21 protein-coding genes and 1 pseudogene are annotated in these 22901 nt (G+C 60.6%); 3 read left to right on the top strand and 19 right to left on the bottom strand.

Going from position 1 to position 22901, the window contains the following annotated elements; translation table 11 throughout:
- Window positions 1-147: 147 nt before the first annotated feature.
- The 6 genes and pseudogenes from DBR00_RS21425 to DBR00_RS08330 form a co-directional block, all read right to left on the bottom strand.
- Window positions 148-654 (bottom strand): annotated as a pseudogene (locus DBR00_RS21425) (DDE-type integrase/transposase/recombinase); the annotation flags it as partial.
- A 168-nt stretch (window positions 655-822) separates the two neighbouring features.
- Entirely contained in the window at window positions 823-939 is a 117-nt protein-coding gene (locus tag DBR00_RS21420; protein WP_371920626.1) for a transposase, read from the bottom strand.
- Window positions 940-948: 9 nt separating this feature from the next.
- Window positions 949-1260: a hypothetical protein gene (locus DBR00_RS08345; protein WP_108486728.1), complete on the bottom strand. Its 312-nt coding sequence runs from the start codon at window positions 1258-1260 to the stop codon at window positions 949-951.
- Window positions 1261-1577: 317 nt separating this feature from the next.
- Window positions 1578-3017: a sodium:solute symporter family protein gene (locus DBR00_RS08340; RefSeq protein ID WP_108486727.1), complete on the bottom strand. Its 1440-nt coding sequence runs from the start codon at window positions 3015-3017 to the stop codon at window positions 1578-1580.
- Window positions 3018-3377: 360 nt separating this feature from the next.
- A complete protein-coding gene (locus DBR00_RS08335) occupies window positions 3378-6458 on the bottom strand; it encodes an efflux RND transporter permease subunit (RefSeq protein WP_108486726.1) in 3081 nt (1026 codons plus the stop codon).
- Between the two features lie 5 nt (window positions 6459-6463).
- A complete protein-coding gene (locus DBR00_RS08330; protein ID WP_108486725.1) occupies window positions 6464-7585 on the bottom strand; it encodes an efflux RND transporter periplasmic adaptor subunit in 1122 nt (373 codons plus the stop codon).
- Between the two features lie 90 nt (window positions 7586-7675).
- Between DBR00_RS08330 and DBR00_RS08325 the strand changes: the two genes are divergently transcribed.
- Complete coding sequence (locus DBR00_RS08325) at window positions 7676-8314, top strand: TetR/AcrR family transcriptional regulator (protein ID WP_108486724.1); 639 nt, start codon at window positions 7676-7678, stop codon at window positions 8312-8314.
- Between the two features lie 18 nt (window positions 8315-8332).
- Here the strand turns inward: DBR00_RS08325 and DBR00_RS08320 are convergent, their stop codons facing one another.
- Entirely contained in the window at window positions 8333-9121 is a 789-nt protein-coding gene (locus tag DBR00_RS08320) for a class I SAM-dependent methyltransferase (RefSeq protein WP_108486723.1), read from the bottom strand.
- A 106-nt stretch (window positions 9122-9227) separates the two neighbouring features.
- On the opposite strand from DBR00_RS08320, the gene DBR00_RS08315 reads away from it, so the two are divergent.
- Entirely contained in the window at window positions 9228-9992 is a 765-nt protein-coding gene (locus DBR00_RS08315; protein WP_146180676.1) for a hypothetical protein, read from the top strand.
- 32 nt (window positions 9993-10024) lie between these two features.
- Here the strand turns inward: DBR00_RS08315 and DBR00_RS08310 are convergent, their stop codons facing one another.
- The 6 genes from DBR00_RS08310 to ppc form a co-directional block, all read right to left on the bottom strand.
- On the bottom strand, window positions 10025-10885 hold the full coding sequence (locus tag DBR00_RS08310) for a DUF72 domain-containing protein (RefSeq protein ID WP_108486721.1): 861 nt from the start codon (window positions 10883-10885) through the stop codon (window positions 10025-10027).
- 148 nt (window positions 10886-11033) lie between these two features.
- Complete coding sequence (locus DBR00_RS08305; RefSeq protein WP_108486720.1) at window positions 11034-11375, bottom strand: hypothetical protein; 342 nt, start codon at window positions 11373-11375, stop codon at window positions 11034-11036.
- Window positions 11376-11505: 130 nt separating this feature from the next.
- Window positions 11506-12186, bottom strand: a complete 681-nt coding sequence (gene tsaB, locus DBR00_RS08300; RefSeq protein WP_108486732.1) for a tRNA (adenosine(37)-N6)-threonylcarbamoyltransferase complex dimerization subunit type 1 TsaB — start codon at window positions 12184-12186, stop codon at window positions 11506-11508.
- A gap of 160 nt (window positions 12187-12346) precedes the next feature.
- Window positions 12347-13132 (bottom strand): 5'-nucleotidase, lipoprotein e(P4) family, encoded by a 786-nt coding sequence (locus tag DBR00_RS08295; RefSeq protein ID WP_108486719.1) that lies wholly within the window; start codon window positions 13130-13132, stop codon window positions 12347-12349.
- Between the two features lie 191 nt (window positions 13133-13323).
- Window positions 13324-13971, bottom strand: a complete 648-nt coding sequence (gene adk / locus DBR00_RS08290; RefSeq protein WP_108486718.1) for an adenylate kinase — start codon at window positions 13969-13971, stop codon at window positions 13324-13326.
- 247 nt (window positions 13972-14218) lie between these two features.
- Window positions 14219-16855, bottom strand: coding sequence for a phosphoenolpyruvate carboxylase (gene ppc / locus DBR00_RS08285; RefSeq protein WP_108486717.1), 2637 nt, complete (start codon window positions 16853-16855; stop codon window positions 14219-14221).
- A 160-nt stretch (window positions 16856-17015) separates the two neighbouring features.
- On the opposite strand from ppc, the gene DBR00_RS08280 reads away from it, so the two are divergent.
- The gene (locus tag DBR00_RS08280) at window positions 17016-17357 is read left to right on the top strand and encodes a pilin assembly protein (protein ID WP_108486716.1); all 342 of its coding nucleotides are present in this window, start codon (window positions 17016-17018) and stop codon (window positions 17355-17357) included.
- A 3-nt stretch (window positions 17358-17360) separates the two neighbouring features.
- Here DBR00_RS08280 and DBR00_RS08275 read toward each other — a convergent pair whose 3' ends face one another.
- The 6 genes from DBR00_RS08275 to lysS form a co-directional block, all read right to left on the bottom strand.
- Window positions 17361-17666, bottom strand: a complete 306-nt coding sequence (locus tag DBR00_RS08275; RefSeq protein ID WP_108486715.1) for a hypothetical protein — start codon at window positions 17664-17666, stop codon at window positions 17361-17363.
- A gap of 93 nt (window positions 17667-17759) precedes the next feature.
- Window positions 17760-18506, bottom strand: a complete 747-nt coding sequence (locus DBR00_RS08270; RefSeq protein WP_108486714.1) for a TIGR00266 family protein — start codon at window positions 18504-18506, stop codon at window positions 17760-17762.
- Window positions 18507-18644: 138 nt separating this feature from the next.
- Entirely contained in the window at window positions 18645-19940 is a 1296-nt protein-coding gene (locus tag DBR00_RS08265) for a flavohemoglobin expression-modulating QEGLA motif protein (protein WP_108486713.1), read from the bottom strand.
- Window positions 19941-19942: 2 nt separating this feature from the next.
- Window positions 19943-20494 (bottom strand): hypothetical protein, encoded by a 552-nt coding sequence (locus tag DBR00_RS08260; protein ID WP_108486712.1) that lies wholly within the window; start codon window positions 20492-20494, stop codon window positions 19943-19945.
- Window positions 20495-20536: 42 nt separating this feature from the next.
- Complete coding sequence (locus tag DBR00_RS08255; protein ID WP_108486711.1) at window positions 20537-21250, bottom strand: TetR/AcrR family transcriptional regulator; 714 nt, start codon at window positions 21248-21250, stop codon at window positions 20537-20539.
- A 126-nt stretch (window positions 21251-21376) separates the two neighbouring features.
- A complete protein-coding gene (gene lysS, locus DBR00_RS08250) occupies window positions 21377-22894 on the bottom strand; it encodes a lysine--tRNA ligase (protein ID WP_108486731.1) in 1518 nt (505 codons plus the stop codon).
- Between the last annotated feature and the right edge of the window lie 7 nt (window positions 22895-22901).

The following is a 22901-nucleotide window of genomic DNA, read 5'->3' as shown; positions in this document are numbered from 1 at the left end:
CGGACTTCGTACTGGATGCCCTGGAGCAAGCCCTGTATGCCCGTCAGCCGCATCGCACGGGTGGCCTGATTCATCACAGTGACCGTGGCAGCCAGGGCTGCCTTGGTCTGAGTGAAACATCAGTTGCTGCGGGCAACCACGGGACTCAAACGCCACGCGCAAAGCGCGCGTCGTAAGTTGCGAGTCTGGTCGATTGGATAGCGCCCAGCCCACGATGCGGCGCGCATACAGATCCATCACCGCCGCCAGGTAGATCCAGCGATTACCCGCCCAGATGTAGGTCACGTCGCCGCACCACACTTGGTTAGGGCCGCTCACTGTGAACTGCCGATCTAGCTCATTCGCCGCGATAGCATTTTCACCATCAGCTCGGCGATAACGATGCTTGCGCGATTGCGAACTGAACAGCCGAGCCTCTTTCATCAGGCGTCCGGCAAGGAAACGACCCACAGCGACACCCTGTATCCGCAGCGCCGCTGACAATGTTCTTGCTCCAGCTGAGCCTCGACTTTGTAGATGAAGCTCAGTGGCCAGCTGACGCAATGCAATCCGCCGATGATCTATCCGGCGGCGTCGCTTGCAGGCGTCATAGACACTGCTGCGGTGTATGCCAAATACGCGGCACAGCTCGGCTCGTGGATACCGCTCGCCCAATGCCTCGATCAGGCTTATTGATCGAGGGAGTCCGACATCAAGAGAGCGGTAGCCTTTTTTAGGATCTCTTTCTCCCGCTCCAAACGCCGAACCTGGGCCTCAAGGTCTTGTATGCGTTTCTGCTCGGGAGTCATGGCCTTGCTGCGCGGCGGGGTTGTGCCACCACGCTCACTGCGCAGTTGCTCCACCCATCGACTTGCAAGCTTCGGGAATTGAATAGCCTTGATCCAGAACCAGGCCGGCTGCTTCGAGTTTGAAATCTGTACTGAATGATCTTCTGGTCACGTAAGCACCTCATTGCTGGGCGAAGCTTAACGCCCTATCGGGGTGTCCAGAATCATTGAGCCACAACAGTTTGTTGTTGACCGGGTTGATGAGGAAGCCGACCGAGGTTTTCACTTGATCGACTACGCCGGTCGGGGGGCTGGTTTCAGCCTGGGCGTTCGCGGCAGCTTGCTCGGTCTGTTTGCCAGTTTCGTAGCGTTCGTAGGCGCGGTAGACCATGAAGACAGCATCGGCGATGACTAGCACAGCCAGAATGAACTTGGTCGGTAGCTTGGTCTGGAAATGGTGCTGAGCCGTCTCATCATTCGGCCAATGAAACAATCAAACGACCGCATGGGTATCGCTCTGCTTCACACGCCCTACAAGGTCCTTGCTTGGCCTTTTTGTCACTTACCCACAATCTCGCAGACGACACCAAACGCCCATCAGGAGTCCGAACTACAGCTAGCAGGCTGGCCTGCAGGGCGAGCGATGCGTGCCAACCGTTCGCCCAATCAACAATTAAGCGATGCAAACAAAGCCCAGCCCAAAAACAGCAAAGCTCGCGCCAACACCACTACAACGGACTGACAGCCCTCGTCAGACCCGGAAAACAAAACCCCGCCAATCAGCGGGGTTTTGTCAGCAAAATGCCAGGCTTATTCCGCCTGCGCCACCAGCGTGCCGTTGTGATTACGGCTCCACTGTGGCAGCAGCGTACCAATCAGCATACCGGCCATGCTGAACAGCAGGCCTGCCAGTTGCGGCGGCCAGAAGGCGGCTTCAGTCCAGGTGTATTCCAGGTAGATCCACGACACCAGGCCAAAGGCGATGGCAACCAGCGCACCCTGGGTGGTCGCACGCTTCCAGAACAACCCGGCAAACAACGGGACTACAGCCGCCACCAGGGTCACCTTGTAGGCATTGCCGACCATCTCGTAGATGCTCGCATCCGAATACAGGGCAAAGCTCAGGGTCGACGCCGCACAGAACACGATGGTGACACGCATCAGCAGCAGGAACTGCTTGTCGTTAAGCACCGGCAAAAAGCGCTTGAGCACGTTCTCGGTCAAGGTCACCGACGGTGCAAGCAAAGTGCCGGATGCGGTGGACATGATCGCCGAAAGCAGCGCACCGAAGAACATGATCTGGGCGAACAGCGGCGTCTTGTCGAGGATCAGCAGCGGAAGAATCATCTGCGAGTCTTCGGTCAGCCACTTCTCGACCAGCGCCGGGTCGATCATCGAGGCGGCGTACACCAAGAAGATCGGCAGCATGCAGAAGCCCAGATAGAACACTGCGCCGGCCATCGAGGCACGCGCCGCAATGTTCTCGCTCTTGGCCGACATCACGCGCTGGTACACGTCCTGCTGCGGGATGGAGCCGAGCATCATGGTCACCGCCGCACCGATAAAGGCAACGATGTCCTTGGGCTCGAAGGCATGCATAAAGGTGAATTTGCCATCGCTGGCGGCCTTGCTGATCACCAGATCGGCGCCACCGGCCATGTCGCTGAACAGCCAGACCAGGTAGATCAAGCCGACCACGATGATGATCATCTGGAAAAAGTCGGTCAGAGCAATCGACCACATGCCCCCGAACAGGGTGTACAGCAGCACGATAAAGGTGCCGAGGAACATGCCCTGGGTGGTACTGATGCTGCCGTCGGAGATGACGTTGAACACCAGGCCCAGCGCAATCAGCTGCGCGGCGATCCAGCCCAGATAGGACATGACGATGACCAGGCTGATGATCAGTTCAACCTGCGAGCCGTAGCGCTTCTTGAAGTAGTCGCCGATGGTCAGCAGGTTCATCCGGTACAGCGGGCGAGCGATGATCAGGCCGACCAGGAACAGGCAGCCGAAGGAGCCGAACGGATCTTCGACAATGCCGGCAAAGCCTTCTTCAAGAAAGGTGGCGGGGATACCCAGTACCGCCTCGGAGCCGAACCAGGTGGCGAAAACCATGGCAGCGACGATGGGGAAGCCCATGCTACGGCCACCGGAGGCGAAATCGCGGGTGTTGTGCACCCGGGTGGAGGCATAGAAACCGATGGCGACAGTCACCAGCAGGTAGAGCGCAACGAACCAGATCAGCATGCTTTCCCGTTCCAAAGACGTCAGCCCACCGCATGCATGGCCCGCACAGACTGCGCAGGACGGAACGATGGGCTACAGGTTTTTGTTATGACCATTCATGACGGGTAGCGCACGCGCCCATCAAGGTCGCGCAGTCTGGCAAATACGTAAAATATGTCAAACAAAAACGACGAAACGTAAGCAGATAATTCGACGAAACGCTCTACACACCTCTGCAACAGACTGTAATCGAAGTAAAAACCAGCCTCACCACACCATTGGCAGTTGTATATTTTTGACAGCAGACCGGCAAACGACTGATCCGAACGACATAAAAAAGCCAGGCACTGGGCCTGGCTTTTCACATCGTCTGCCGCCGAATCAGGCTGGTTTCGCTTCCACTTCCTTGACTCGGAACCATGCCGCATACAATGCCGGCAGGAACAGCAGGGTCAGCGCGGTAGCAACGATCAGCCCCCCCATGATGGCGACGGCCATCGGCCCAAAGAACACACTGCGCGACAGCGGAATCATTGCCAGTACCGCCGCCAGAGCGGTCAGCACGATAGGCCGGAAGCGCCGCACGGTGGCTTCGATGATCGCGTGCCAACGATCCATGCCGGCTGCGATGTCCTGCTCGATTTGATCAACCAGAATCACCGAGTTACGCATGATCATCCCCGACAGGGCGATAGTACCGAGCATGGCGACGAAGCCGAACGGCTGACGGAAGATCAGCAAGAACAGGGTCACGCCGATCAGCCCCAGCGGCGCGGTGAGAAACACCATGGCCGAACGTGAGAAGCTCTTCAGCTGCAGCATCAACAGGGTCAGCACCACCACGATAAACAGCGGGACACCTGCGTTGACTGACTTCTGCCCGCGGCTGGAATCCTCCACGGTGCCGCCGACGTCCAACTGGTAGCCGTCCGGCAATTGTGCACGCACCGGTTCAAGGGTTGGCAGAATCTGTTTGACCAGGCTGGCCGGCTGTTCCTGGCCGTAAACGTCGGCGCGTACGGTGACCGTTGGCAGGCGGTTGCGGTGCCAGATGATGCCTTCCTCGAAGCCGTACTCCAGGGTGGCGATCTGCGACAGCGGCACGCTGCGGCCATTGTCGGTCGGCACCGCCAGACTTGGCAGCAGGCTGAGCTCCTGACGTTCGCTCACAGTGCCACGCAGGAGGATTTCGATCAGCTCGTTGCCTTCGCGGTACTGACTGACCGGCGAGCCGGTCAGTGAGCTTTGCAGGAAGCGCGACAGATCCGCGGTACTCACACCAAGGGCGCGGGCACGTTCCTGATCGATGTTCAGGCGCACCACCTTGCTGGGCTCTTCCCAGTCCAGGTGCACGTTGGTCACGTGGCTGTTTTCACGCACTTTGTCGGCCACCTGACGAGCCAGCTGACGCACCTCATCGATATGCTCACCAGAAACGCGGAACTGCACCGGATAGCCCACGGGCGGGCCGTTCTCCAGACGCGAGATACGGGTGCGCAGGGTCGGGAACTCTTCTCGCAGCACGTCAATCAGCCAGGTGCGGATCTTCTCGCGGTCGTCGATGCTTTTCGCCAATACCACAAACTGGGCAAAGCTGGCGGCCGGCAGTTGCTGGTCCAGCGGCAGGTAGAAGCGCGGCGAGCCGGTACCAACGTAGGCAACGAAGTTGTCGATGCCTTCATGGCCACTGAGCAACTTCTCCAAACGCTTGGCCTGCTCTTCGGTGGCGGCTAGGGAGGCGCCCTCGCTGAGCTTGAGGTCGACCATCAGTTCCAGGCGGCCGGAGGCCGGGAAGAACTGCTGCGGCACAAAGCGGAACAGCACAATGGAGCCGACAAACAGCGCGATAGTCAGCACGATCACGGTTTTACGGCGGCGTACGCACCACTCTACCGCCGTGCGCACGCGGCGATAGAACGGCGTGCCATAGGGATCGTGCCCGTCGGCGCTGCCGCCATGCTTGGCCGCATGCAGCTTGGCCAGATCGGGCAGCAGCTTGGCCCCGAGGTACGGCACAAACACCACGGCAGCGATCCACGAGACCAGCAAGGCAATCGCCACCACCTGGAAAATCGAGCGGGTGTATTCGCCGGTGCCAGACTGCGCGGTGGCAATCGGCAGGAAGCCGGCGGCGGTAATCAGGGTGCCGGTGAGCATGGGGAAGGCGGTGCTGCTCCAAGCATAACTGGCCGCCTTGATGCGGTCGTAGCCCTGCTCCATCTTGATCGCCATCATTTCCACAGCAATGATCGCGTCATCCACCATCAGGCCCAGCGCCAGCACCAGTGCGCCAAGGGAAATCTTGTGTAGGCCAATGCCGAGGTAGTACATGGCGGCAAAGGTCATCGCCAACACCAGCGGAATCGACAGCGCCACCACCAGACCGGTGCGCAGGCCAAGAGAGAAGAAGCTCACCAGCAGCACGATGATCACCGCTTCGGTGAGCACGCGAACGAACTCGCCGACCCCGGTTTTCACCGCTGCGGGCTGGTCGGAGACCTTGCTCAGCTGCATGCCGGCCGGCAGGGTTTCCTGCAGGCGCGCGAACTCGCCTTCCAGCGCCTCACCCAGCACCAGAATGTCGCCACCGGCTTTCATCGATACAGCCAGGCCAATGGCGTCTTCGCCCATGTAGCGCATGCGCGGTGCGGGGGGATCATTAAAACCGCGTTTAACCTCGGCCACATCGGCGATACGGAAGGTACGGTCGGCCACGCGAATCGGGAAATTGCGGATTTCTTCGACCGTTTCAAAACGCCCGGTGACGCGCAGTTGTACGCGATCAGAGGTCGTTTCAAAGAAGCCCGCCGCCGCTACCGCGTTCTGCTCTTCCAGCGCCTGTTGCACCGCGGCCAGCGGCAGGCCGAGGGTGGCCAGCTTGGTGTTGGACAGTTCGATCCACACCTTCTCGTCCTGCAGCCCGAGCAGGTCGACCTTGCCGACGTCCTTGACCCGCTGCAGCTGCAGCTGGATGCGGTCGGCATAGTCCTTGAGCACGGCGTAATCGAAACCCTCACCGGTCAGTGCGTAGATATTGCCGAAGGTCGTGCCGAACTCATCGTTGTAGAACGGACCCTGAATGCCCTGGGGCAAAGTATGGCGAATGTCGCTGACCTTCTTGCGCACCTGGTAGAACAGCTCGGGGATGTCCTTGGAGTGCATCGAATCACGGGCGATAAAGGTCACCTGGGACTCGCCGGGACGCGAGAACGAAACGATCTTGTCGTAGTCGCCGGTTTCCATCAGCTTCTTTTCGATGCGCTCAGTCACCTGGCGCGAGACTTCCTCGGCGCTCGCCCCCGGCCAGTTGGTGCGCACCACCATGGCCTTGAAAGTGAAGGGCGGGTCTTCGCTCTGGCCCAGCTTGGTGTAGGAAATAGCCCCCACCACAGCCAGCAACAGCATGAGATACAGGACGATCTGGCGGTTTCGCAACGCCCAGGCGGACAGGTTGAAATCCATCAGGCTTACTCCTCGACCGCCAGGTTGGCCTTGGCCGTCAGCTGGACAACCCGGTTATCGCGGTCAACCGGACGCACCTGCTGACCTTCGCGCAGCACCTGTCCTCCGGCCGCCACCACCCAATCAGTGGCCTGCAGGCCTTCGAGTACCGGCACGGTCTTTTCGCCATAAGCGCCGATGCGAACATCGGTGCGTTTGAGGGTTGAATCCTTCGGATCGACTACCCAGACGTAGGGCTGGCCCTTCTCCGCCGTCAGTGCCGACAGCGGCACGGCCAGCGGCACATCACCGTTGTGGGCAATAAACACACGGGCGCTCTGGCCCAGCTCCGCCGGCACCTTGCCTTCGACAAAGGCCACTCGAGCAGCGAAGGTGCGCGATTGCGGGTCGGCCGATGGCGACATCTCACGGATGCGCCCCGGGAAACGCTGATCCGGCTGCGACCACAGCTCAACCGCCACTTCCTGACCGACCTTGAAGCGTTCAAAGGCCTGCTCCGGCAGGTTGATCAACACTTCACGCTCGCCATCCGCGGCCAGGGTGAACACAGTCTGCCCAGCGGCGACCACCTGGCCGACCTCGACCATGCGCCGCGCCACCACGCCATCCTGGGAGGCGCGCAGCACGGCATAACCGGCTTGGTTGTTGGCCACATTGAATTCGGCCTTCACCTGTTTCAGGCGCGCCTCCCCGGAGCGGTAGGTATTTTCGGAATTGTCATACTGCGAGCGGCTGACCAAGTTGCGCGCCAGCAGGGTTTTGTAGCGGTCACGCTCGGCGCGCACCAGTTGCAAATTGGCTTCGGCCGCTGCCACCTGAGCACGGATGGCTTCCAGCTGCAGACGCACGTCTTGCGGGTCCAGCTCGGCCAAGGGCTGATCCTTCTTCACCCGCGAGCCGACATCGACCAGGCGCTTGGCCACCTTGCCACCAATGCGGAACGCCAGCTCCGGCTCCAGGCGCGCACGCACCTCACCGGGGTAGGCATCCATCAGGTCGCCAGCCAGTTGTGGCTGCACCACCATGGCCGGCCGCACGGCAACCGCAGCGGGCTCGCTATTGCCGCAGGCAGCGAGCAGCAGAATAAGACTGGCAGGCACAGCAACAGACAGGGCATGACGAAACATGATGACTAACCTTTGCGGAGGCTTTTGAATATTTATACTGCCGGGTATAGTAAAAATAGCAAACTCACTAGTCCAGTATTAAAACGACCAATGCCAAACAAAGTGTTGCCAACCAACGGCCCCGGTCGCCCGAAAGATCTGGCCAAGCGCAAAGCCATTCTGGAAGCGGCGAAAACCCTGTTTCTCAGCAATGGCTATGACGGTAGCAGTATGGATGCGATTGCCGCAGAAGCCGGGGTTTCCAAGCTCACGGTTTACAGCCACTTCACCGACAAGGAGAAGCTGTTTGCCGAAGCGGTGAAATCCAAGTGTGAGGAGCAATTGCCCGAACTGCTGTTCGAGCTGGACGACGAGGTGCCGTTGGCGCAGGCGTTGCTGAACATCGGCCGTGGCTTCAACCTGCTGATCAACAGCCGCGAGTCGGTGGAGCTGCATCGGGTGATGGTGAGCCTGGCCGCGCAGGATTCCAAGCTCTCGCGGGTGTTCTATGACGCCGGCCCACAGCGCGTGCTGCATGGCATGGAAGAACTGCTGCGTCAGGCCGACCAGAGCGGCAAATTGCGCGTACCCGACCCACTGAGCGCGGCGGACCAGTTCTTCTGCCTGATCAAGGGCGGCGCCAACTTCCGCCTGCTGATCGGCTGCGGTGAGGCGCTGCAAGGCGCCGAGGCCGAAGCGCATGTGCGCGATGCGGTCGAGGTATTCCTGCGTGCCTTCCGCGCCGACTAACGCAAGGCGGCGCCAGCGTTACTCGCTGGCGACTTGCAGCTTCTTCTTCGGGTAGATGTCGTAGCGGCTGGATTTACCTTCCAGGACATAGCCCGGCTTGGCGCCCTCAATCAGCGGCGCCTTACGCGGGCGCTTGACCACCACGCGATGGCTGGCCAGCGCCAACGCTGCGTCCAGCAGCGCCGGGGCATCCAGATCATCGCCGACAAACGGCCGGAACAAGCGCATCTCTTTCTTTACCAGCGCACTCTTGTCGCGGTGCGGGAACATCGGATCGAGGTAAATCACCTGCGGCGACTCGCCCTGCCAGGCGCGCATCAGTTCGATGGCATTGCCATTGAACAGCTGCATCTGCGCGGCAATCGGCGCCACATCGCGGTCCAGTGCAGCACGCGCCAGGCCATCTTCCAGCAGCGCAGCAATCAGCGGTTGACGCTCGATCAAGGTCATGCGGCAACCCAGACTGGCCAGCACAAAGGCATCTCGCCCCAGGCCAGCCGTGGCATCCAGCACCGTCGGGCGCACCCCGGCCTGCACCCCCACCGCCTTGGCGATCATCTGCCCGCTGCCACCACCGAATAACCGGCGATGCGCCACCGCACCTTCAACAAAATCCACTTTGACCGGCCCCGGCGCCTGCGGGCCCAGCGCCACCAGCTGCAAGCCGCCCTCGCCCAGCTGCATGGCGAACTCGCTGTCGCCGTCCAGCGGTAAACCCAGACGCGCGGCCCAGGCTTCAGCCGCCGCCTGCAGATGGGGAGCCAGGGCCTGCATACGAATTCTGGCTATTAGCCGCTCATCACTCATCAGAAAATGTGCTCAAAAATTACTCAATTGACCGTTGCAGCGGCCGACAACCTGCTTGAGCGGCATTTTGCCAGACCCGGCAGCATCCAGCCGCACCGAGTTCGTCATGTTCGATGTAATTTCCGCCCCACGCAGCGCCACGCCATCGGCCGCCAACACCAGCTCGATCAGCGAGACGCTGGATGAAGGCAAGCGCGCCTCGCTGGATTACCAGATTCTGCGGCGCACCCTGATGCCCGATGAGGTGGAGGCCGAAGCGCCTGCCAGCCGACCGGAAACGCCCAGCGAACCGCCCGCCATCACCGCCCAGGCCAGCGATTTTCAGGCACTGGCTGCCCAACGCGAACTGGAGCTGAACGTCAGTATCAACGCAGAACCGCAGAAAACCGACCCACTGGTGCTTGATCTGGCCGGCAACGGCTTCAGCACCAGCGGCATCAACCGCTCGGTGCGTTTCGACCTGGATGCCGACAGCACGCTCGACCAGATCAGCGTGCCCACCGGTGACGACGCCCTACTCGCCTATGACCGCAACGGCAACAGCCGCATTGATAATGGTCGTGAGTTGTTCGGCGACCAGAATGGGGCTGCCAACGGCTTTGCCGAACTGCGCAAATACGATGGCAACGGTGATGGCCGCATCGACAGCCAGGATGCGATCTTCGAGCGCCTGAGCTTGCTGCGTTTCGATGCTCAGGGCCGGCAGTCGAGCCTGTCGCTAAGTCAGGCCGGCGTCAGCGCCATCGACCTGCACGCACGCGACGTGAAGATAGCCCTGGGTGCCTACGACGAAATCGCCCAACTCGGCCGCTTCGAATTCGCCGACGGCCGCAGCGGTCAGGCTGCAGACCTGCTGCTCGCGCAACGCTGATCAGCGACCCGCAGCGATGTGTTTAAACCGGTTCAGAGCAGACCCAGCTGCTCGACCGACTCTTCTGCCTGCACTGCCGACAATGCAGGCAAGCCTGGCAAACGCCGCATCAGCTGCTGATGAAAACGCTGCGCCAGCTGTGGCGCTAGGCGGTTGTCCGAGGTGTGCAGAAAGACGTAGGGTGTACGCCCCTCTTCAATCCAGCTCGCCACCTTGTCCAACCAGGGTGCCATAAACGGATCATTGGCCAGCAGCTCGGGATGGCCAATAAAGCGCAGCTGCGGGGCCTGGCTAAAGGCCGTTGGCCGCAGCGGCAGGCGCGGCTTCTTGGCCTGCGCATGCAACACCGCCGGTGCCATGGACACACAGCTGAACAGCGCCCGCGAATCCAGGCAGATGCGCTCGATACCACGTCCATGTAGCAGACGATTGAGGCTACGCTCCTCCTCGCCCTTGGCAAAGAACGCTGAATGACGGACCTCGACAGCCAATTCCGCGCCCTGCCAGGGCTCGATAAAAGCACGCAGTTCAGCCAACCGCTGCGGACCGAAGCTTGCCGGCAGCTGCAGCCAGAACGGCGCAACCCGCTTACCCAGCGGAGCCAGCAAGCGGCGGAAATCCTCGGCGGCGCTCAGCTGGTCTCGCAGATCGCCGTTATGGCTGATCTCTCGCGGCAGCTTGGCGCAAAAACGCAGATGCGCTGGCATGCGCTCGGCCCAACGCGCCACAGTCTCAACAGAAGGCGCGGCGTAGAAGGTGGTGTTGCCCTCAACAGCATTGAACACCTGCGCATACAACGGCAGAAAATCGGTATTGCGACTGCCCTCTGGATACAAGGAGCCGCGCCAGGCGGGCTCGCTCCATGACGGGCAACCGAGGTAGTAAGGCAACATTAGTTTGCAGACCGTTGGCAAAGGTAGCGAACGAAGACCAGGCAAGGCGAGATCGGCTGAGGGAGCGCAGTGTACGAGTGGTGCATGAGCACGACGAGACTGATATCAACGCGGCGTGGCCAAGTGCAGTAGTTTCGCAAGGGGCTTCTTAGGCGTAGAAGTCGAGGCCCATAACCTGCTGGGCATCCGTCTCGCTGGCGAAACTGGCGGTGGTGCTGTAGCTGGCCAAGGCCTGGGCGGCGCGGTTGTTCAGCGGCGGCTGGTACAGCTGGTCTTGCAAGCGCGATGGCAGGTTGTCGCTGCTGGCATTGCTGGCCTCAACCCGGCGCGGTTGAGCAATGGTTTCTAGGCCCTGGGTGCTGGCGGGTGCCGTTGGCTGCTCACGACGCTCCTCAACTTCGCGCTGCGCTTCGCGAAATGGCGTAACCGCAGAGCCCGGGCGGGCACTGCGGTCTGGCGAATAGGAGGAAGTAAAACCGTCGATACGCATCAATTACTGCTCGGCTACTTGGCCAATGATGGACATAGGTGATGGCAATTTAGCCCCAGCCGGGCAGCTTGGCAATCAAGCAACCGCCACGCGGCAATAAGCACGACAGAAGGCGCCGCCGAGGCCAGCCTCAGACCGCCGTTTTCGGCGTGGCCACCTGATCACGCAGGTAAACAGGCTGTGCCTGATCTGCGCCCACTGCTTCACCACGGGCCCAGGCAAAGCGCGCCAGACTGAGCAGGTCTTCGGCGTGTGGCAGCATGGCTGCATCCTGCCCACTGACTGCAACCGGGAGGCGTGCAGCAAAGGTTCCCCAGCCCGTACCCGCACCGAACCAGTCGCCCGCCGCATCACGCGGCAGTCCGGCCCGCTCGGGTGCCACTACGGCTTCGATACCGGCTAGGCGCATTTCGCCCTGCTCCGCGCGGTAGCAACCCCAATAGACTTCATCCATGCGCGCATCGATGGCTGCAGCCACCTGCTGGACGCCGTGTTCACGCAGGCTGCGCTGCGCCAGCACGGCCAGGTTGGACACCGGCAGCACCGGGCGCTCCAACGCAAAGGCCAGGCCCTGCACCACACCAATGGCAATCCGCACACCGGTAAAGGCGCCCGGACCACGGCCAAAGGCAATCGCATCGAGCGCTGAAAGCGATACCTCAGCATCCGCCAGCAGCTGCTTGATCATCGGCAGTAGACGCTGAGCATGCAGGCGCGGAATGACTTCGTAATGACTGAGCACCTGGCCGTTATGCAGCAGCGCAACAGAGCAGGCTTCGGTGGCGGTATCCAGGGCCAGGAGAGTGGTCATTGCATTCGGACAGGTGACAAAATGGACGGGCATTAGACCGGCTTGAGGCATTTTTTTCCAGCGCAATCACTGCCGCTCGCGCCTGTAATACCGTCAAAATGTTTGCGCCAAGCGGCTGCAGCGAGCCGGATCCGGCCCGCTGCAGCCTGAACAGCCGGACTTACCAGGCCTCGATCACGGTCTTGGCGTCCCAACCCTGTAGCGGCGCCTTGGACCAGGTACCGTAGCTGGCATTAGGGAAGACGATCCACTCGGTGCCCCACTTACCGGCTTCAGCAGCGACAGTGGCACGCTGATCGGCCAGTGGCGTCTTGCGGAAACGCGCATCGAAGTCATGCAGGGTGTCGCCCAGCAGCAGCACGATCTGATGATCAGCACTGACGATAGCGCGACGCTCCACCTTGGGTGGACCCAGCAGTAGCACGCTGTCTTCGGAAATCTGCGGCAACCCCAGCTTGCTCAGCGTGGCCAGGGTGTACTTCTTCTGCTTATCGGCGCGATCGGAGATGTAGCGAATGGTCACCCCAAGCTTGTCGGCATGCTCAAGAAATTGCTTCGCCCCCGGAATCAGCGCGGGGGTACCGTCACGCTCCCAAGGCAGCCAGGTGTCCCAGGCGTCATAGGTGTGACAGTTGGCCAGATCACGCGCCAGCAGCGCGCTGTTATCAATGACGGTTTCATCCAAGTCGGTGACAATGGCCAGCTTGGACGGATCTTTCGCCGCCGCCACCGCCGCATCCAATTTCAGGGTAGCGATGTTGTAGGCCTGTAACTGCAGGGCCTGAACTTCCGCCGATTGCTGCTGGAAACGCAGGCCCATGGTGAACTCGGCAACACTGCAATCGGTCTTGGGCTTCACTGCAGAGTCGGCAAAAGCTGCAGGACTCCCCACCAGTGCTAATGCAAGGCCCAACCAGATGGCACTCTTTGCTGTTTTCTCGGTCATTGGACGCGCTCTCTTCCTTAGTTTGAGTCAAGGCTTGATGTCTACCCCTTCAGCCTGGTATAGACCAATCGGATGCTAACTCAGGCGAGCAAGGTTACTGTTCTATGAACGACGCTCAGCGAGTCCCGCGCGCCAAGCGCAGAAACGACAACGGCCCGCATAAGCGGGCCGTTGACTGACTGCAGCAAGGCTTAACTGAGCGCAGCGAGCACCTTAGCAGTGATCTCGTCGACCGACCCAACGCCAGCGATGGCACTGTACTTCGGCGTGCCTTCAGCGGCGGCGAGTTTCTGGTAGAAATCTACCAGCGGCTTGGTCTGCGAATGGTAGACAGACAGGCGATGACGCACGGTTTCTTCGGTGTCGTCCTTGCGCTGCACCAGATCTTCGCCGGTCGCATCGTCCTTGCCTTCGACTTTCGGCGGGTTGTAGACGATGTGGTAGACGCGACCGCTGGCCTCGTGCACACGGCGACCAGCAATGCGACCGACAATTTCTTCGTCGTCAACAGCGATCTCAACCACATTGTCGATGACCACGCCCGCTTCTTTCAGGGCTTCAGCCTGAGGAATGGTGCGTGGAAAGCCGTCGAAGAGAAAGCCGTTAACGCAATCTGCTTGAGCAATGCGCTCTTTGACCAGGTTGATGATCAGGTCATCAGACACCAGGCCACCGCTGTCCATCACGCTTTTGGCTTTGAGGCCAAGCTCGGTGCCCGCTTTCACGGCCGCACGCAGCATGTCACCCGTGGAGATTTGCGGAATGCCAAATTTCTTGGTGATGAAACCAGCTTGGGTACCTTTACCGGCACCGGGCGCCCCCAGCAGAATCACGCGCATCGATGTGCTCCTCAAGATTTAAGTAAAAATCGTCGGACTCGCCTCGTGGGGCCAATCTCAGAATTGTCCGGGCAACGCTGCCAGCATGGGCCAGAGTGCCGAAAGGCCGCTCAAGATACACAGCACACCCATAGCGCACAAGCCACCGAAAGTCGGATACGCCCATGAGCAAGGTAAGCCCCAGGCAGCGCTGCCAGTGACTTGCCGGGCCTGCTGCGCCACACGCTGGCATGCCCGGCTATGCGCCTCAACCCGTGTTGCGCAACCCAGCCGCGATACCCGCCACACTGACCAGCAGAGCCTGTTCCAGAGGGCTGTCAGCCTGATTATCACGTGACCGTGAACGCGCCAGCAGTTCGGCCTGGAGCAGGTGCAACGGATCCAGGTAGGTGTTGCGCACACTGATCGACTCCAGGGTTTCCGGACTGTGCGCCAGCAGCTGCGACTGACCGGTCAGCCCCAGCACCGCGACCACTGCCTGCGACAATAGGCCGCGCAGATGCGCCCCCAGCGGCTGCAGGGCCGACTCGACCAGGCGCTGGTCATACAGCAAGGCGATGGACTCGTCGGCCTTGGCCAGCACCATCTCGAGCATGTCGATACGGGTGCGGAAGAACGGCCAGTGCTCACGCATTTGCCCGAGCAACTCGCCTTCGCCGCGCTGAAAAGCGTTGCCCAGCGCCGCCTCCCAACCCAGCCAGGCAGGCAGCATCAGGCGCGTTTGCGTCCAGGCGAAAATCCATGGAATCGCCCGTAGGCTCTCGACACCGCCCTCACGGCGCTTGGCCGGACGGCTACCCAGCGGCAATCGACCCAGCTCCTGCTCCGGCGTTGCCTGGCGGAAATAGGCGACAAACTGCGGATGCTCGCGCACCACCGCGCGGTAGGCACTGACGCCATCGCTGGCCAGTTTGTCCATCAGCTCGCGCCAGGCCGGCTCCGGACTGGGCGGCGGCAACAAGGTGGCTTCCAGCACCGCCGCTAGATAAAGATTGAGGTTCTGTTCGGCGATATCCGGCAGGCCGAATTTGAAACGAATCATTTCACCCTGCTCGGTGGTGCGGAAACGCCCCATCACCGAGCCCGGCGGCTGCGACAGAATCGCCGCATGGGCCGGACCACCGCCGCGCCCCACCGTGCCGCCGCGGCCGTGGAACAACAGTAACTCGACATCCTGCTCGCGGCACGCCTGCACCAGGGTCTCCTGGGCACGGTACTGCGCCCAGGCTGCTGCGGTGGTGCCGGCGTCCTTGGCCGAGTCGGAGTAACCGATCATCACCTCCTGCGGCCCATGCAAGCGCGCACGATAGCCATGCAGCGCCAGCAACCGGCTGATCACCGGGCCGGCGTTGTCCAGATCGGCCAGGGTTTCGAACAATGGCACCACGCGCATCGGCCGTTGCAACCCGGCTTCCTTGAGCAACAGCTGCACCGCCAGCACATCGGAAGCCGCACCGGCCATGGAAATCACGTAGGAACCCAGTGATGCCGCCGGCGCCCGCGCTACTTCACGACAGGTGGCCAGCACCTCCTCAGTTTCCCCGCTAGGTTTGAAATGCCCCGGCAGCAGCGGCCGGCGGTTCTCCAGCTCTTTCAGCAAAAACACCAGGCGCGCCTCTTCATCCCACTCGGCGTAGCGCCCCAGACCGAGGTAATCGGTGATTTCGCTCATGGCGGCGGCGTGGCGGCTGGAGTCCTGCCGCACATCCAGACGCGCCAGGAACAGGCCAAAGGTCGCCGCGCGGCGCAAGCAATCGAGCAGCGGGCCATCAGCAATCACGCCCATGCCGCATTCATGCAGCGACTGGTAGCACAGGGTCAGTGGCTCCAGCAGCTCACGGTTGTCCTGCAACACGGCTGCAGGTGCTGGGATCTGCTCATGCAGAGCCGCCTGAGCCCAGCTGCGGGTGGTGCGCAGGCGCTCACGCAGTTGCTTGAGCAGGCTGCGATAGGGCTCGGCGCTCTCGCCTACCCGCGCCAATAATGCCGGGCTGGCCTGTTGCATGGACAACTCGGCAGCCAGATTATCGACATCGCGCAAATACAAATCCGCCGCCATCCAGCGCGCCAGCAGCAGCACTTCGCGGGTGACAGCGGACGTGACATTCGGGTTGCCGTCACGGTCACCGCCCATCCAGGAGGCAAAACGAATCGGCGCAGCATCCAGCGGCAGGTGCAACCCAGTGGCGCTGTGCAGCACCTGATCGGCCTTGCGCAGCACATTAGGGATGGCATGCCAGAGCGAATGCTCGATCACCGCAAAGCCCCATTTGGCTTCATCCACCGGACTCGGCCGGCTGCGGCGGATTTCCTCGGTATGCCAGGCTTCGGCAATCAGCCGTTGCAGGCGCTGTTTGACCTGCTCACGCTCGCCTGCCGAGAGGTCGCTGTGGTCGCCGGCGGCCAGCTGTTCGGCCATCGCATCGTATTTCTGGATCAGCGTGCGCCGCGCCACTTCGGTGGGGTGCGCGGTCAGCACCAGCTCAATATCCAGGCGACCAAACTGGCGAGCCAGCGCCTCGCCCTTGTGGCCGTTGCTGGATAGCCGCTGCAGCAGTTCTGCGAGGATATTGTCCTCAAACGGCTCCGGCTCACCCGGCGCGCGGCGCCGCACGCGATGGTACTGCTCGGCAATATTGGCCAGATTAAGGAACTGGTTGAATGCCCGCGCCACTGGCAGCAGTTCGTCATCATCCAGCTGGTTCAGGGTTGCACTGAGTTGCTCAGCGCCCTGTGAGGAGCCGCGGCGCGAGGCCTTGGCGCCCTTGCGAATACGCTCAATCTTGTCGAGAAAAGCTGCACCGTGTTGCAGGCTGATGGTGTTACCCAGGAGCTCGCCGAGTTGGTGAACGTCCTCGCGCAGGCGCGCGTCGATTTCTGCCATGACTATTGCCTCCACTGATCCTGCATTCAGAGTGCCCAGCGCGCCAACTTCTTACAAGTGCGCGACGCTTTTGCCGCACGGACCGGAGCAGGCACTAGTCTCAGTTAAGCAAGCCTGGCCCAGACTTACTGGGCGAATACGGAACAGAGATGAGGTCATCATGAAGATTCGCGAGCTTGTTCAGCACTGGCAGGAAAACGCCCGCGGGCGCCTGAGCGTCACGCCCTATCAAATACGACTCGACCTGGAAACCGCTGCACGCCTGGCAGCATTGCAGGAGATGTACCCCAAACATCACGTGGAGGAACTGCTCGGAGAGTTACTGGGTGCCGCACTGGACGAGCTGGAAGCCAGCCTGCCCTACGTCAGGGGCAGTAAAGTGGTGGCCACCGATGAACACGGTGATCCGTTGTATGAAGACATCGGCCTGACACCACGCTTCCTCGCGCTGTCGCGCCGGCATCTGCAGCGCCTCAACGAACAGCAGAGCCGCGCGAGCTAAGCGTTACTGAGCCGGGTTGCAGCGCACAGCCTGTTTGCGCTGATCGACCAGTACACCACTAAGGCCCTTCTGCTCCAGATCAAACAGCACCAGCACGCCATCGATGCACTGGGCGACCTGGCTAGCGGGTTTGACCGAGACCTTGTAGTCCTCGCCCGGTACGGTCTTGAGCATGGTGAACTCGGCCAGCAGCAGGGCATCTTCCGGCTTGGCCACATGCAGGTAGCCGTAGTAACCGAGCACAGCCACCGTGGCGCAGATGCTGCCAATAGCGGTGAGGATCAGCGGGATAGGATTTACTTCACTCATGACGGGCTCTCGGAGTTATCGGTTGGCGGGCTGAGCAACAGGCGGCGCAGCTTGCTACAAACCCATGCGCCTGCAAAGCCCCAGATTGCCGCATCACTTGCCGCCGGCGCGGACTTCTTCGCGGGCCTTGAACGTGGCCTCATAGATGCGCTCGGCCAGCCGCGAGAACGGCAGGCTCTGCACCCATACGGTGCCCGTGCCCTTGAGCGTGGCCAGCAGGATACCTTCGCCACCGAACAGCATGCTTTTCAGGCCACCGGCCAGGGCAATGTCATATTCAATGCCCTGGGTAAAGGCCACCAGGCAGCCAGTGTCCAGACGCAAAGTTTCGTTGTTCAGTTGCTTGCGAATCACCGTGCCGCCGGCATGCACAAAGGCCAGGCCGTCGCCTTCGAGCTTTTGCAGGATAAAGCCTTCGCCGCCAAAGAAACCGGCCCCCAGACGCTTGTTGAAACTGATGCCCACCGCCGTGCCGTAGGCGGCGCAGAGAAAGGCGTCTTTCTGGCAAATCAGCGTACCGCCATGCTCAGCCAACTGAATCGGCACCACGGTGCCGGGATAAGGCGCGGCAAACGCCACCCGCGCCTGGGTTTTACCGGCATTGGAGAAGTGCGTCATAAACAGCGACTCCCCAGTGAGCATGCGTTTTCCGGCACTCCACAATTTACCCAGCACGCCGCTGGCGGCACCATCACCCATGCGCGTTTCAAAGCGAATGCCGTCAGTCATGTAGTTCATCACTCCGGCTTCGGCGATCACCGTTTCGCCCGGATCGAGAATGACCTCCACGCTCTGCGCGCTGGCGCCGAGGATTTCGTAATCGAGTTGATGGCTGGGCATATTGGCTCCTGGCAATTAGGCGACGACTCGGTGAAGGCTCCCCGGACTTCATCCGGGCTACGAATCGTCTATTTAAAGGGTTAGGCGCGTCACGAGCGAAGGTCGTGCGCAACGCTGCATACCCGAGCGCAGTAGCGCCTAGAGGATGTTGGCGTAGTCGGCTTCGATCCGATCAAGACTCAGATGATTGAGGAAGTTGGAGAAGCACATCCAGGCCGACAGCGAGTTGAGGTCACTGAACTGCGGTGGCAGGTACTTGGGCGCAACAACCAGCCCTTCATCCACCAGTTTGCGCAGGGTGCGCATGTCTTCCAGGGTGGTCTTGCCACAGAACAGCAGCGGGATCTGTTCCAGTTTGCCTTTGCGCACGGCCAACTGGATGTAGTTGTAAATCATGATAAAGCCTTTCAGGTAGGACAGGTCCTTGGTGAAAGGCAAGCCATTGGGGGTCGAACCGCGAAACACCCGGTTGGCGTTGCTGTAGCTGTCTTCCTGGGTAAAACCCTGCTCGCGGTAGAAATCGAAGACCTGCAGGAAATCTGCGCCCTCCTCGGCCATATGGATGGCACGGGTGCGGTTGGTCAGTTTGCGCAAACGGGTTGGATAAGAGGCGAAGGTGATCACTTCCATCAAAATCGCCAGCCCCTCCTGGGTCACGGTGGATGAGGGCGGGCCCTTAGCCAGAAAGGTGCAGATCGGCTGATTCAGCCCATTTAGGGTGGTAGCCACATGCACCAGGCCCTCATGCACTTCCAGGGCGCGCACATCGCGCTCGTTAAACATCGCGTCGCTGCGAATCTTGATGTAGTCAGCACCGGCGGCAGCGTCAGCGAGGATACCGTCGGACTCGAACACGCGAATGGTGCTCTCCGCCTCACCAAACACCTTGTTCAGGCGCTGCTGCAGCAGGTTGACCGCATCTTTGGCGCTGAGGTTCTTGGCCTCGTCCTTGAGGTCGCCACGTTTGTCGATGTTGTTGAGAAAGTCGGAAAACATCATGCCCAGGTCGGCCAGTGTCGGGTCGCCGGCATGGAAGGCATCGGAAGCCGCGCCATACAGTTCCTGGCTGATCATGCCGAAATCCTCGGTGCCGCGTGCCTCGAGCATGCGGATAACCATGCGGTACTCGCGACACATACGCCGCATGATCTGCCCGACCGGATTGAACTGACCGAGCTGGCGAGTGATATCCCGCTCGATGTTCTGGAACTCCAGTTTCTTTGCGGCAGCATCGAACGCCAGGGGCCGACTGGCGTAATAACCACGCTCTACTTTGGGCAGCTGCTTGCCCTTGTGCTTGAGAAACTCACTGCGGATCGAGTCGTCCCACTTCACCGCATCAAGGACACGGATGGGCGTCTGCGCCTCAACAATCCGGTCAGACAGAGCACGTACGATTAGTTGATAGCCGTCCAAACCGGTATGGCTGTTCATCATTAATCACCCGCGCGCTGATAACGCGCCACTTCGATAAAAACATCCGAGTTGGCCTGATCATCGAGGTAACCGAACACCTGCTCCAGCGGGCTGCTGATCAACACACCATCGCCTTCCGCGGCCGCAATCACTTCGCCCTCAAGCGTGCCCAGCTCCAACTCCTGGAGAATCCGGTCGACATCCAGGTTGTAAATAACCAGTTCATTACCGGTGGTCAGCTCAAAGCCGGCGATAGCAAAGTTGGCCCCCATACGTTTCGGCAGACCGGCTGACAGATACCAGCGGCGACCATGATGAGCCACGGTAAAACCATATTCCTCAACGCTGTCGAGGTTATCCAGGCTGTCGACATAGGCCCGCGCCTTGTACACGTTGGAACCGGCGCGGGTGATCTGCAGGTAAAGCTGCTCACCCCACTCGTTCTTACGCGACCACTCGCCAAGCAGGGGGATTGGGGCTGCTTCATTGGCCGGTATCGGGTCCTTGAAGGTCACCAGACAGCCACCCAGTAACAGAAAGGACACGGCAAGCAGCGCGCGCCAGGCGTTCATTCAGCTCTCCTTGTGAACGGATTGAGCGGGCCGACAAGTCTGTCAGAGGCCCAGTACCAGATGCATATAACGTTTAAGCATGGCCAACATATCTTCACTGTCCAGATGGTCGATACCATCGAGCAGCCCCTGATACTCCATGCGCACAATAATCGCCGTCAATAGCTTGGCATCCTGTTCGGCCTGCTGCGAGCCCAGCACCTCGAAGAAGTGCGTCACGCCTTGCAGCAGAATCTGCCGATGAGCCCGCAGCAAACCATGCAATCGCGGGTTGAGCAGTGCTTCCTGCTGGAAGGCCTGTTCGGCCAGCAGATACTCGCGTCGCGTAAGTAATTGTTGGCGCACATATTCCACGGCCAAGCGGGCGATTTCATTGGCCAGGCGACGACGCGCCTCGGCGCTACCATCCAGACGGCTTACCTGCTCGCGCAGCAAGCCTTCGGTACCACTCCAGAACTGCCCCATGTGCGCAGCACTGCGCTCGACAAACTGGGCAAAGGTGTCAGTGATCAGGTCGTTGATGTCTTTGAAGTAGTAGGTCGTCGCCGACAAGGGCACATCGGCCTCCGCCGCCACTGCACGGTGACGAACGGCACGCACACCGTCACGCACAATAATACGCATGGCAGCATCGAGAATGGCCTGGCGCCGTTGCTCACTGCCCTGACGGCTGGCTTTGCGCCCCTGATACTGCACGCTCTCGACTACAGCATTGGCAATCAGGGTGGCACTCTCTGGCGCGGGTTTGGCTGTCACAACAAGACAATCCTCTGTCGATTCATCACGTTACTTATCACTTAGTCAGTCAGCGGGGAAAATAATCCACTGGCTGATCATAAAAAACCAGGCAATAAAAAGCCGCCCGGAGGCGGCTTGTAGGTATCAGGCCTGCGGGCGCATGTGCGGGAACAAGATCACATCACGAATCGATGGTGAATTGGTCAGCAGCATCACCAAACGGTCGATCCCGATGCCCTCACCCGCTGTCGGCGGCATGCCGTACTCCAGGGCACGGACGAAGTCGGCGTCGTAGTGCATGGCTTCATCGTCACCAGCGTCCTTGTCAGCCACCTGCTGCATAAAGCGCTCGGCCTGGTCTTCCGCATCGTTCAGCTCGGAGTAGGCGTTGGCGATTTCACGGCCACCGATAAACAACTCGAAACGGTCGGTCACGCTCGGATCATCGTCACTGCGACGCGCCAGTGGCGAGACTTCGAACGGGTAACGGGTGATGAAGTGTGGCTGCTCCAGCTTGTGCTCGACCAGCTCTTCGAAAATCATCACCTGCAGTTTGCCCAGGCCTTCAAAGCCGAGCACCTTGGCACCGGCTTTTTTGGCGATGGCGCGAGCGGTGTCGAGGTCGTTGAGGTCGGCCGCGCTGATGTCCGGGTTGTACTTGAGGATCGAGTCGAACACCGACAAGCGCACAAACGGCTCGCCGAAGTGGAACACCTTGTCGCCGTATGGCACGTCGGTGGTGCCCAGCACCAGCATGGCCAACTCACGGAACAGTTCTTCGGTCAGGTCCATGTTGTCTTCGTAATCGGCGTAGGCCTGGTAGAACTCGAGCATGGTGAACTCGGGGTTGTGCCGGGTCGAAACACCTTCGTTACGGAAGTTGCGGTTGATCTCGAAGACCTTCTCAAAACCACCGACCACCAACCGCTTGAGGTACAGCTCCGGGGCGATGCGCAGGAACATCTGCATGTCCAGGGCGTTGTGGTGCGTCTCGAACGGTTTGGCGGCTGCACCACCGGGGATGGTTTGCAGCATTGGCGTTTCCACTTCAAGGAAATCGCGTTTCATCAGGAAGCTGCGGATGTGCGCAATCACTTGCGAACGCACGCGGAAGGTGTGGCGTGTTTCCTCGTTGACCATCAGGTCGACGTAGCGCTGGCGATAGCGCTGTTCGGTGTCGGTCAGGCCGTGGTGTTTGTCCGGCAGTGGGCGCAGCGACTTGGTCAGCAGGCGCACGTCGGTCATTTCCACGTACAGGTCACCCTTGCCGGAACGGGCCAGGGTGCCAACCGCGGAGATAATGTCGCCCAGGTCCCAATGCTTGATCGCTTCCAGGGTTTCGGCCGGCAGAGTCTTGCGGTTAACGTAGACTTGGATACGCCCGGTCATGTCCTGCATCACCATGAACGAGCCACGGTTGAGCATGATGCGCCCCGCCACCTTGACGGGAATGGCCGCCTCAGCCAGCTCTTCCTTGGTTTTCTCGGCGTACTGCTTTTGCAGATCAGCACAGTAGTGCTCACGACGGAAATCGTTCGGGAAGGCGTTGCCCTGCTCACGGATAGCGGCAAGCTTTTCCTTGCGCTGGGCAATCAGCTTGTTTTCTTCGTGCTGCCCGTCTTCGTGGGAAGAGGCGTGCGGGTCAAGTTGTTGGTCGCTCATGGTCATC

It is taken from the genome of Pseudomonas sp. HMWF032 (assembly GCF_003060885.1).
Taxonomy (GTDB): domain Bacteria; phylum Pseudomonadota; class Gammaproteobacteria; order Pseudomonadales; family Pseudomonadaceae; genus Aquipseudomonas.
The sequence above is the reverse complement of the archived record's forward strand: the minus strand, read 5'-3'. Positions and strand labels throughout refer to the sequence as shown.